Below are 11062 nucleotides of genomic sequence, written 5' to 3' on the forward strand. Positions count from 1 at the left end.
GCGATCTTGCGCGAGCAGAACGCGGCGGATTTTGGTGATCTGCTGATGTGGCCGACCCTCGCGATGCTGCATGATGCAGAATACCATCGCCGATGGTCCGCCCGTTTTACGGCCGTGATGGCGGACGAGTTTCAGGATGTGAACCGCGCCCAGTACCTGTGGCTCACGTTGCTTGGCAGGACGTCTGGTGAACTGTTCTGCGTGGGTGATGATTCCCAGAGCATCTTATAAGTTAGTTGGAATACATCGGCTTGAATCTATACCTTCGTGTCGCAAAGGGAGGGTACGATGCCTGAGCCTAAATGGTCACGATATCCGCAGGTTTCTGAGAACTCTCAAGGATGCTTATGGCTTTCGTTGCTCGACAATCTTGGCCGTTCGCCCGCTACCATAGACGCCTATGCCAGAGGTCTGGAACAGTATCTGTTTTTTTGTGAGGCAGCAGGTGTTGCTCCTGAGGCAGCAACTTTGAGTCATGTTTCACTATTTGTAAGGTATTTACGTGGAGAAGACGTTCCTTTCCTATCCACTCGCGCTGCTGTGAGCAATGCTACGCTTCATCAGCGCCTGTCCGCCGTCCGACTTTGGTATGATCATTTGGTCTTTGAAGGAATCAAACATCGAAATCCGGTGCCGCGAGGGCAGGCGGTTGTAGGGCGCGGCCCACTCTCGGAGCATGTCGGGTTCAGGTATGGTTTGGTACGTCGTTCCAAATTACTGCCATATTTGCCATCTGACGAAGAATGGGCTCGCTTGCAAGAAATAGTCGCACAGGAAACAGTCAGAAATCGCCTCATGTTCGCCTTGGCCTACTATGGCGCACTGCGCCGAGAAGAGTTAGTAGGTTTGAGGGTGTCGGATATTGACCCTGCGAGACGTCTCCTCACTATTCGGGCTGAGACGAGTAAAAGTGCACACGCTCGAGTGGTTTGTTACTCAGCAGTGATTTGTCCTGTGTTGGCAGTGTATTTACATCGTCGACGCGGTGCGACAACCCATTCAGGTGCCTTGTTTCTGTCTGAGTCAGATCGAAACTTTCGACAGCCCATAACGAAGTGGTCATGGAGCAAAACTGTCAGATGTCTTGCCCTTCAAGCCGGCATACCGGCGTTCAGTACTCATACCTTGAGACATCTGAGACTGACGCACCTGGCCCGGTCAGGCTGGCGTCTGCACGATATCGCAACGTATGCCGGACACCGCAATGTTCAAAGTACGACACTTTATATCCATCTATCTGGTGAAGATCTTCTCCGTAAAATCGCACACTCGGTCGAACAGATGGATATGAATCTTGGTAACAGGGTCTTCGGAGGATAGAACAGTGGCCGAATATCAGGTTTCTCAGAGCCTGTTTGGAAAGTCATGGATGAGCGTTTCTTCGGATGAGATTGGCCCCCATGGCGACGAAGATCATGGCCTGTGAGACATCGATGCGGCGCTCGTAATCGCGCACGAGGCGTCGCCAGCGGGTCATCCAACCGAACGTCCGTTCGACGACCCAGCGTCGGGACAGAACCTCGAAGCCTTTAGCCCCGTTACGGCGGCGGATGATCTCGACGACGAACTCCAGATAAGCCGCCTTGTCCATCAGTTGGAGGCGGTCATAGGCGCCATCGGCAAACAGGTGCTTCACCCAGGGCCAGCGTTTACGGATCGCATCCAGGATCATCTGTGCGCCTGCGCTGTCGGAGATGTCGGCCGGTGTCAGGTTGAGCATCAGCAGGCGCCCGTCCGTATCGACGGCGATATGCCGCTTGCGCCCGACCACTTTCTTGCCGGCGTCATAACCCCTTGTCTTTGCATGAGGCGCCTTGACGCTTTGGCTGTCGATCACCCCGGCCGACAGAGGTGGTCCCCATTTTTCGGACAGGGCGATAAGCTATCATCTGGCCTGAACGAGGACGGGTTTTATGGGCAAGATTACGCGGAAACGGTATGCGGCAGAGTTCAAGTCACGGGTTGCGCTGGAGGCGATCCGTGGGGAACTGACGCTGGCGGAACTGGCTTCGAAACATGGCGTGCATCAGACGATGATCGCCCAATGGAAGCGCCAGGCGATCGAAGGCATGGCAAGCCTTTTTTCTGGTAAGTCGGTAACGGAACCTTCAGTCAGCCCTGCTGATGTAGAGAAACTGCACGCCAAGATCGGCCAGTTGCTGGTGGAACGGGATTTTTTGCGGGATGCCTCTGCTCGGTTGGGCGTGATCAGAGGCGGCAGATGATTGACCCGAAGAGAGCATGCCTGCCGATAATCCGGCAATGCACGCTGCTGCAACTCAACCGGTCGGGCGTCTACTATCGGCCTGTGCCACAGAGCGAAGCCAATCTGGAGCTGATGCGGCTGATCGACGCCCAGTTCCTGGAAACGCCGTATTATGGCTCACGGCAGATGACATGGCATCTGCGCCGCCAGGGACATGAAGTGGGCCGCAAGCGGGTCCGGCGGCTCATGGCGATCATGGGCCTGCGGGCGATCTACCAGAAGCCGCGCACGACCGTGCCCCATCCGGAGCATCGGAAATATCCATATCTGCTACGGGATCTGGTCATCAATCGGCCTGACCAGGTCTGGTGTTCCGATATCACATATATTCCCATGAAACGGGGATTTCTCTATCTCGTGGCGATCATGGACTGGTTCACGCGCAAGGTCCTGTCCTGGCGTCTGTCGAACACGATGGACGCGGAGTTCTGTATCGAGGCGCTACAGGATGCCCTCATGCGCTATGGCGCGCCGGACATTTTCAATACTGACCAGGGGTCGCAATTTACGACACCCCGTTTCAGCGGGATACTGGAAGAGCGTCAGATCCGCATCAGCATGGATGGGCGCGGTCGCTGGCTGGACAACGTGTTCATCGAGCGCCTGTGGCGGTCGCTGAAATACGAATGCGTCTACCTGTACGCGTTCGAGACCGGATCAGAGCTGAGGGCCGGGCTTGGCAGATGGATCGCCCTTTATAACGAAAGGCGTCCGCATACGGCGCTGGCTGGACGAACGCCCGATGAGGCGTATCATAACGTGCCGACGCCATCTGGTCCGGGGTTAACCCCGGACCAGATGGCCAACAGCAACGCCGTCAGAAGGGCGGCATAACAACAACCGGGTATAGCTTATCAAGCCCGCAAAACTGTCCGAACGGACGGGACCACCTCAATGAAACCTTCATGTCAGTCGAAAATCACACATGAAAAAGTGTCGCTTGGCCAACCTGGAGGCCGAATGTCTTTCCTGTGCAGGGAAACTGGATGAACTACGCAATCCTGCCTTCGTTGCAGAAGTTGACACACGTCAAGGAGCCTTGCCGCACAGGTTGATAACAGAGTCGTTAGCGTCCTCGGGCGTTCGGCGGGCAAGCCCACTGGCAACGTCAGCACTTGCCGACCGCAGATAGCCACAACCCAGCATGGACAACTGATCATGAGCCTTACGATCGCCGCGATCAGGGAAAAGGACGAAGGAGAACGGCGCGTTGCGTTGGTGCCCGTCGTTGCGGAGCGCATCAAGCGTCTGGGGGCGTCCGTCGCCCTCGAAGCCGGAGCCGGTCTCACTTCCTATTTTCCCGATGCCACCTACAAGGACACCTCCATCGTGGAAGACGAGAAATCCCTCGTCGCCTCCGCCGATATCGTCCTTGCAGTGAATCCTCCCTCTCCCGACCTTGTGCAGGTCATGAAACCGGGAGCCATCCTCATCTCCTTCATCTACGGGCGCACTCATCCCGATCTGGTGAAGGCACTGCGGGACAAAAAGATTTCCTGTTTCGCAATGGAGCAAATCCCCCGTATCAGCCGCGCGCAGGCCATGGACGCCCTGTCCAGTCAGGCCACACTCGCGGGCTACTACGCGGTGCTGCTCGGCACCGTGCATATGCCCAAGATTCTTCCCATGATGACCACCGCTGTCGGTTCCCTTCGGGCCGCACAGGTGTTGGTCATGGGTCTTGGTGTGGCCGGGCTTCAAGCGCTGGCGACCGCCCACCGTCTCGGTGCGGTCACGGAAGGCTATGACGTCCGACCGGAAACGAAGGATGAAGCTCACTCGCTGGGTGCGAAATTCGTGGATACGGGCGTGGACGCCACCGGTCAGGGCGGGTACGCCCGCGAACTGACAGACGCCGAAAAAGCCAAGGTGAAATCGGTGCTGAGCGATCACATCGCACGTGCCGATCTCATCGTCACCACGGCTGCCGTCCCGGGCCGCCGTGCACCGCGCCTGATCGACGCGGACCAGATCGCACGCATGAAACCCGGCTCCGTCATCGTGGACATGGGCGCGGAAGGCGGTGGCAACTGCGAAGGCACCAAGGCGGGTGAGACGCTTCAGGTCGGTCCCACGCTGATCATCGGCCCGACCAACCTGCCGTCCTATCTCAGCGAGCAGGCCAGTGAACTGTATTCCAAGAACATCCTCAATCTGCTCGAACAGATCATCAAGGATGGCAAGCTGACACTGGACCTGACGGATGAGGTGATCGCCAAGACACTCGTCACCCATGACGGCAAGATCACCAATGATGGCGTGCGTGCCGTGGTGGAGGGCATACCGGCTGCCCCGGCACCCGCGGCTCCGAAGCCTTCTCCGGCCCCTGCTGCGCCGAAAGGACCGACGTCATGATCATCACCTCCATGACTTTCATCATCGCCCTCTACATCTTCATGCTGGCGGCGTTCACAGGCTACGTGGTTATCAGCCGGGTGCCATCGATCCTGCACACACCGCTGATGTCAGGCTCGAACTTCATTCACGGTATCGTCGTGGTGGGCGCGCTCAGTGCCCTGCTCTCGGCCACTACGCTGGCGGAACAGATCATCGGTTTCTTCGGTGTCCTGTTCGGCGCGGGCAACGTGATGGGCGGCTATGTCGTGACCGACCGGATGCTGGCCATGTTCAAGCCCAGCACCGCCAAGCCGGTGAAAAAGTCTGACGAAAAGAGCGCATCATGAATCTGCTCGAATACATTGTGGCCCTGAGCGGTCTGGTTGCGTCCGGACTGTTCATCTACGGCCTCAAGGGCATGTCTTCGCCGGTCACGGCCGTCAAAGGCATCGTCATCGCGGGCTGGGGCATGGCCTTCGTGGTCGTGGCCAGCTTCCTTCAGGTCTTCAACCTTCCCGAAGATGTGCTGCCGCATCTTCCCGTCAACCTCGGGCTGGCTGTCCTTGCGCTTCTGCTGGGCGGCCTGTGGGCGGGCCGCAAGGGACGGACAGTCCCCATGACGGCCATGCCGCAGATGGTGGCGCTGTTCAACGGCATGGGCGGCGGCTCGGCCGCAGCCGTGGCAGCGGTGGCGCTTCTGCATCACGCGGGCGGCTCGGCCCTGCATCTGGGCGTAACCGTCACAGGCGCGCTGATCGGCTGTATCTCACTGACCGGCTCGCTGATTGCATGGGCCAAGCTTGACGGCAAGATGCGCAATCCCATCCGTTTCGGCGGGCAGAAGGTGTTCAACCTGGCCATCTTCCTTGGCACGATCGTGCTGGGCATCATGACCGTCATCGCGCAGATGAACGGAGCGCCGGAAGGCGGCCTGTATGCCCTCCTGTTCTTTGCCGGCGCGCTGTTCTTCGGGCTGTGCATGACGGTGCCGATCGGCGGCGCGGACATGCCGGTGGTGATCTCGCTCTACAACGCCTTTACCGGTCTGGCCGTGGGTCTTGAAGGCTATGTCATGGCCGATCCCGCGCTCATGATCGCGGGCATGGTCGTGGGTTCGGCCGGCACACTGCTGACGGTGCTGATGGCGAAAGCCATGAACCGTTCGATCACCAACGTGCTGTTCAGCAACTTCGGCGCGGCTTCCCAGCAGGCCAAGGGACCGCAGGGCGAGATGAAATCGGTCGATCCGGCCGATGCCGCCACCACCATGCGTTATGCGTCGAGCGTCATCATCATTCCGGGCTACGGTCTGGCGGTGGCTCAGGCGCAGCAGAAGCTCTACGAGTTTGTGAAGCTGCTTCAGGCAGCGGGCGTGGACGTGAAGTTCGCCATCCACCCTGTTGCGGGTCGTATGCCCGGTCACATGAACGTGCTGCTCGCCGAAGCCGGCGTGCCTTACGACATGATCTACGACATGGACGACATCAACGACAGCTTCAAATCCACCGATGTTGCGCTCGTGATTGGCGCAAACGACGTGGTCAACCCCTCCGCACGCACGGACAAGTCTTCCCCCATCTACGGTATGCCGATCCTCAACGCCGATCAGGCGCATCAGGTCTTCGTCATCAAACGTGGTCAGGGGACCGGCTATTCGGGCGTGCAGAACCCGCTGTTCTTCGCGAAGAACTGCTCGATGGTCTTTGGTGACGCACAAGCCGTGCTGAGCAAGATGGTCGAAGCCGTGAAGGCACTGGGAACCAACTGATCCCCACCCCTGCCACTCCGGTGGCAGGGTTTTTCATTTCAGGGATCGGACAAAAGAAAGGAAAAGAGACATGGCAGGCAAGATGAAAGCGGCGGTCGCCCACGAGTTCGGCAAACCGCTGACAATCGAAGAGCTGGACATTCCCACGATCAATCAGAATCAGATTCTGGTGAAGGTTGACGCCTGTGGCGTCTGTCACACAGACCTGCACGCCGTGAGCGGTGACTGGCCCACCAAACCCAAACCCCCATTCATCCCTGGCCACGAGGGCGTGGGCCACGTCGTGCAGGTTGGCAGCAACGTCAACTGGATCAAGGAAGGCGATGTGGTCGGCGTCCCGTGGCTGTATTCGAGCTGCGGTCATTGCGAGCACTGTCTGGGCGGCTGGGAAACGCTGTGTGAAAAGCAGCAAGACACAGGCTACACCGTGAATGGCTGCTTCGCGGAATATGTCGTGGCCGATCCGAACTACGTGGCGCACATTCCCAAGGGCGTGGACCCGATCCAGATCGCACCAGTGCTGTGCGCGGGCCTGACGGTCTATAAAGGTCTGAAAATGACCGACACCAAGCCCGGTGACTGGGTGGCGGTCTCAGGCGTGGGTGGTCTGGGCCAGATGGCCATTCAGTACGGCGTGGCCATGGGCAAGAACATGATCGCCGTCGATATTGATGACACAAAACTGAAGACCGCCAAGGAACTGGGCGCGGCGCTGACCGTAAATGCCAAGGACACAGACCCCGCGGCCTTCGTGCAGAAGGAAGTCGGCGGCGCTCATGGCGCGCTGGTGACGGCCGTCTCCCGTATCGCCTTTTCACAGGCCATGGGCTATGCACGACGCGGTGGAACGATTGTTCTCAATGGCCTGCCGCCGGGTGAATTTCCGGTGTCGATCTTCGACATGGTCATGACGGGAACAACGGTCCGCGGATCCATCGTGGGCACGCGTCTCGACATGATCGAGGCGCTGTCCTTCTTTGCTGAGGGAAAGATTCACAGCGTTGTGAAGCCCGACAAACTGGAGAACATCAACCGCATCTTCGACGACCTTGAACATGGTCGCATCGACGGACGCGTGGTGCTCGACTTCCGGAACTGACGTGCTTACCGTGCCTGTCCTCAGGCACGGGTTTCCCCTCGCGCAGAAGAAAAAAGGAACAGAGGATGGCCTACGCAACAACCAATCCGTTCACGAATGAACAGATCAAGGTGTTCCCCAATTCGACCGACGCCGAGATCAACACGGCGCTGGACGCAGCCCACAGCGCCTTCCTGTCGTGGCGCACGACCTCCTTCGCCGAGCGCGCGAAGGTCATGCAGAACGCTGCCGACATCCTGCGCGCCAATATCGACGACTACTCCAAGCTGCTGACGCTGGAGATGGGCAAGATCTTCGCGGAAGCCAAGGCCGAGACGGAACTGTCCGCAGCGATCTTCGAATATTATGCCAAGAACGCCGAGAAACTTCTGGTCCCGCAGGATCTGCCCGTCGCCAGCAAGGACGAGGGCCGCGCGAAAGTGATCCATCAGCCGCTGGGCGTGCTGCTGGCCGTCGAACCGTGGAACTTCCCGTTCTATCAGGTCGCGCGCATCATCGCGCCGCAGCTCTCCGCCGGTAACACCGTCGTCCTCAAGCACGCTTCCAACGTGCCGCAGTGTGCTGCCGCCATGGACGAACTGATGATCAAGGCCGGCCTGCCCAAGGGCGCGTTCCAGAACCTCTATCCCACGCACGATCAGGTCTCGCGCATCCTTGCCGACCACCGCGTGCGCGGTCTGGCTCTGACAGGCTCCGAAGGTGCTGGCGCACGTCTGGCCTCCGAAGCCGGTCAGGCGCTGAAGAAGTGCACCATGGAACTGGGCGGCGCGGACGCCTTCATCGTGCTGGAAGATGCCGATCTGGAGAAGACCGTGAACTGGGCCGTCTTCGGACGTCACTGGAACGCCGGTCAGGTCTGTGTGTCCTCCAAGCGCCTGATCGTCGTGGACGGTGTCTATGACGAGTTCGTCAAGCGCTACCGCGAGGGCGTGTCCAAGCTGAAAATGGGCGACCCGATGGACCCCGCCACGACGCTGGCTCCGCTGTCTTCGCAGAAAGCCGCTGACGATCTGAAAAAGCAGGTCGAAGGTGCAGTTGCCGCAGGTGCGAAAGCGGAAGAAATCCCGCTGGAAATGCCCAATCAGGGTGCGTTCTTCCGTCCGGTGATCCTCACCAACCTCAAGGACGACAACCCGGCGATGCGCGAAGAGTTCTTCGGCCCCGTCACGCTGCTGTTCCGCGTGAAGGACGAAGCCGAGGCGATCCGCGTGGCCAATGACAGCCCGTATGGCCTTGGCGGTTCGGTCTTCACCAAGGACGAAGCCCGTGGCGAACGCGTGGCCGAGCAGATCGAGACCGGCATGGTCTACATCAACCATCCGACGATGGTGAAGGCGGACCTGCCGTTCGGTGGCGTGCTGCGTTCCGGCTTCGGTCGTGAACTGATCGACCTCGGCATCAAGGAGTTCGTCAACCACAAGCTGATCGACGTCGTCGACATCGACGCGCCGTTCTGATTGCGGTGACGGGAGTGACTTCTTCGGTCGCTCCACTCTGAATGTAAAAAAGCCCGGTCTCGCAGTTTGCGGGACCGGGCCTTTTTTATGTGTCGACACCGGAAGACAGAGAGATCAAGGGGCGGTTATTTCTTCACCCTTTCTCCTGAACCCGATCCGGCATGCTTCATGCTGCCGCTCGCGCCGTTACGCCAAGACGATAGCCAGCTTTCTGAAGCACTTTGATGGACTCTTCGGAATATTTTCCAACCAGCGATGAAACATCTCCCGGAGCGCTCCAGAACCCAAGCGTCACCTGAATATTTGCAGGCTTCGGCAGGAAGGAGACCGACGGTGCTGGATCTTTAAGCACCCGTTCGTCCTGTTCCGTTAACCCCAGAAGCAGCGCACGGGCCTTGTCGAGATCATCATTGTAATCGATCAGCAAACTGACAGATCCCAGAAGCCTTTCCGACTCCGAACTGTTGACGACAATGTTGTTCGACAATGTTCCGTTGGGGATAAAGATTATCTCGTTGTTCGCATCGAGCAAGACAGTGCGGAACATCTCGATCGATGTCACCGTACCGGAACTCCCTCCTGCTGTGATCGAATCTCCCACCTTGAATGGGCGAAACAGAAGAATCAAAACACCACCAGCAAAGTTCGCAAGACTACCCTGCAATGCCATGCCGACCGCCAAACCCGCGGCACCAAGAACCGCAACAAACGACGTCGTCGCAATACAGAGGTGGTCCCCATTTTTCGGACAGGGCGATAAGCTATCATCTGGCCTGAACGAGGACGGGTTTTATGGGCAAGATTACGCGGAAACGGTATGCGGCAGAGTTCAAGTCACGGGTTGCGCTGGAGGCGATCCGTGGGGAACTGACGCTGGCGGAACTGGCTTCGAAACATGGCGTGCATCAGACGATGATCGCCCAATGGAAGCGCCAGGCGATCGAAGGCATGGCAAGCCTTTTTTCTGGTAAGTCAGTAACGGAACCTTCAGTCAGCCCTGCTGATGTAGAGAAACTGCACGCCAAGATCGGCCAGTTGCTGGTGGAACGGGATTTTTTGCGGGATGCCTCTGCTCGGTTGGGCGTGATCAGAGGCGGCAGATGATTGACCCGAAGAGAGCATGCCTGCCGATAATCCGGCAATGCACGCTGCTGCAACTCAACCGGTCGGGCGTCTACTATCGGCCTGTGCCACAGAGCGAAGCCAATCTGGAGCTGATGCGACTGATCGACGCCCAGTTCCTGGAAACGCCGTATTATGGCTCACGGCAGATGACATGGCATCTGCGCCGCCAGGGACATGAAGTGGGCCGCAAGCGGGTCCGGCGGCTCATGGCGATCATGGGCCTGCGGGCGATCTACCAGAAGCCGCGCACGACCGTGCCCCATCCGGAGCATCGGAAATATCCATATCTGCTACGGGATCTGGTCATCAATCGGCCTGACCAGGTCTGGTGTTCCGATATCACATATATTCCCATGAAACGGGGATTTCTCTATCTCGTGGCGATCATGGACTGGTTCACGCGCAAGGTCCTGTCCTGGCGTCTGTCGAACACGATGGACGTGGAGTTCTGTATCGAGACGCTACAGGATGCCCTCATGCGCTATGGCGCGCCGGACATTTTCAATACTGACCAGGGGTCGCAATTTACGACACCCCGTTTCAGCGGGATACTGGAAGAGCGTCAGATCCGCATCAGCATGGATGGGCGCGGTCGCTGGCTGGACAACGTGTTCATCGAGCGCCTGTGGCGGTCGCTGAAATACGAATGCGTCTACCTGTACGCGTTCGAGACCGGATCAGAGCTGAGGGCCGGGCTTGGCAGATGGATCGCCCATTATAACGAAAGGCGTCCGCATACGGCGCTGGCTGGACGAACGCCCGATGAGGCGTATCATGACGTGCCGACGCCATCTGGTCCGGGGTTAACCCCGGACCAGATGGCCAACAGCAACGCCGTCAGAAGGGCGGCATAACAACAACCGGGTATAGCTTATCAAGCCCGCAAAACTGTCCGAACGGACGGGACCACCTCAGACGGACTGGCTTCACGACCCATCCGCTCCCGATCGAGCATCAATTCAACATCGTGGATCGTCTGAAACAGGAAACGCCGCGCCAGTTCCCGGAAC

General features: G+C 58.6%; 9 protein-coding genes and 3 pseudogenes. 9 read left to right on the forward strand and 3 right to left on the reverse strand.

The window, feature by feature from the left end; all coding sequences use genetic code 11:
* Both AC1RQ9_RS17630 and AC1RQ9_RS17635 read left to right on the forward strand, forming a co-directional pair.
* On the forward strand, window positions 1–231 hold a 231-nt coding region (locus tag AC1RQ9_RS17630), incomplete at its 5' end, for a UvrD-helicase domain-containing protein (protein WP_485987977.1).
* A gap of 57 nt (window positions 232–288) precedes the next feature.
* A complete protein-coding gene (locus AC1RQ9_RS17635) occupies window positions 289–1320 on the forward strand; it encodes a tyrosine-type recombinase/integrase (protein ID WP_110532175.1) in 1032 nt (343 codons plus the stop codon).
* A 43-nt stretch (window positions 1321–1363) separates the two neighbouring features.
* Here AC1RQ9_RS17635 and AC1RQ9_RS17640 read toward each other — a convergent pair.
* A pseudogene (locus tag AC1RQ9_RS17640) lies at window positions 1364–1846 on the reverse strand (IS5 family transposase); the annotation flags it as partial.
* A gap of 67 nt (window positions 1847–1913) precedes the next feature.
* On the opposite strand from AC1RQ9_RS17640, the gene AC1RQ9_RS17645 reads away from it, so the two are divergent.
* The 6 genes from AC1RQ9_RS17645 to AC1RQ9_RS17670 all read left to right on the forward strand — a co-directional run bounded on the left by AC1RQ9_RS17645 (window position 1914) and on the right by AC1RQ9_RS17670 (window position 8927).
* Window positions 1914–3100 (forward strand): IS3 family transposase gene (locus tag AC1RQ9_RS17645; RefSeq protein WP_282813605.1). Its coding sequence is split into 2 segments (ribosomal slippage): window positions 1914–2184 and window positions 2184–3100, totalling 1188 coding nucleotides; the frame shifts between segments, so codons are not numbered across the junction.
* Window positions 3101–3424: 324 nt separating this feature from the next.
* The gene (locus AC1RQ9_RS17650; RefSeq protein ID WP_048883804.1) at window positions 3425–4621 is read left to right on the forward strand and encodes an NAD(P) transhydrogenase subunit alpha; all 1197 of its coding nucleotides are present in this window, start codon (window positions 3425–3427) and stop codon (window positions 4619–4621) included.
* Window positions 4618–4950 (forward strand): NAD(P) transhydrogenase subunit alpha part 2, encoded by a 333-nt coding sequence (locus AC1RQ9_RS17655; protein WP_485987978.1) that lies wholly within the window; start codon window positions 4618–4620, stop codon window positions 4948–4950. The genes AC1RQ9_RS17650 and AC1RQ9_RS17655 overlap by 4 nt, the downstream gene beginning before the upstream one ends.
* A complete protein-coding gene (locus AC1RQ9_RS17660; RefSeq protein WP_048883802.1) occupies window positions 4947–6371 on the forward strand; it encodes an NAD(P)(+) transhydrogenase (Re/Si-specific) subunit beta in 1425 nt (474 codons plus the stop codon). Before AC1RQ9_RS17655 ends, AC1RQ9_RS17660 begins: the two co-directional genes overlap by 4 nt.
* 70 nt (window positions 6372–6441) lie before the next feature.
* Window positions 6442–7470, forward strand: a complete 1029-nt coding sequence (gene adhP, locus AC1RQ9_RS17665) for an alcohol dehydrogenase AdhP (RefSeq protein WP_048883801.1) — start codon at window positions 6442–6444, stop codon at window positions 7468–7470.
* Window positions 7471–7535: 65 nt separating this feature from the next.
* The gene (locus AC1RQ9_RS17670) at window positions 7536–8927 is read left to right on the forward strand and encodes an NAD-dependent succinate-semialdehyde dehydrogenase (protein WP_048883800.1); all 1392 of its coding nucleotides are present in this window, start codon (window positions 7536–7538) and stop codon (window positions 8925–8927) included.
* A 166-nt stretch (window positions 8928–9093) separates the two neighbouring features.
* On the opposite strand, the pseudogene AC1RQ9_RS17675 reads toward AC1RQ9_RS17670, so the two are convergent.
* Window positions 9094–9651: pseudogene (locus AC1RQ9_RS17675) on the reverse strand (mechanosensitive ion channel family protein); the annotation flags it as partial.
* Window positions 9652–9719: 68 nt separating this feature from the next.
* Between AC1RQ9_RS17675 and AC1RQ9_RS17680 the strand changes: the two are divergent.
* Window positions 9720–10906, forward strand: a protein-coding gene (locus tag AC1RQ9_RS17680; RefSeq protein WP_217420549.1) for an IS3 family transposase whose coding sequence is annotated in 2 segments (ribosomal slippage) — window positions 9720–9990 and window positions 9990–10906 — 1188 coding nt in all. Because the reading frame shifts where the segments join, the coding sequence is not laid out codon by codon here.
* A 59-nt stretch (window positions 10907–10965) separates the two neighbouring features.
* Here AC1RQ9_RS17680 and AC1RQ9_RS17685 read toward each other — a convergent pair.
* A pseudogene (locus AC1RQ9_RS17685) lies at window positions 10966–11062 on the reverse strand (IS5/IS1182 family transposase); the annotation flags it as partial.

Source organism: Komagataeibacter ossonobensis, from assembly GCF_057359305.1.

Coding starts and splice junctions, on each gene's coding strand:
- AC1RQ9_RS17635 (WP_110532175.1), top strand. CDS start 289: ATGCCTGAGCCTAAATGGTCACGATATCCGCAGGTTTCTGAGAACTCT.
- AC1RQ9_RS17650 (WP_048883804.1), top strand. CDS start 3,425: ATGAGCCTTACGATCGCCGCGATCAGGGAAAAGGACGAAGGAGAACGG.
- AC1RQ9_RS17655 (WP_485987978.1), top strand. CDS start 4,618: ATGATCATCACCTCCATGACTTTCATCATCGCCCTCTACATCTTCATG.
- AC1RQ9_RS17660 (WP_048883802.1), top strand. CDS start 4,947: ATGAATCTGCTCGAATACATTGTGGCCCTGAGCGGTCTGGTTGCGTCC.
- adhP (WP_048883801.1), top strand. CDS start 6,442: ATGGCAGGCAAGATGAAAGCGGCGGTCGCCCACGAGTTCGGCAAACCG.
- AC1RQ9_RS17670 (WP_048883800.1), top strand. CDS start 7,536: ATGGCCTACGCAACAACCAATCCGTTCACGAATGAACAGATCAAGGTG.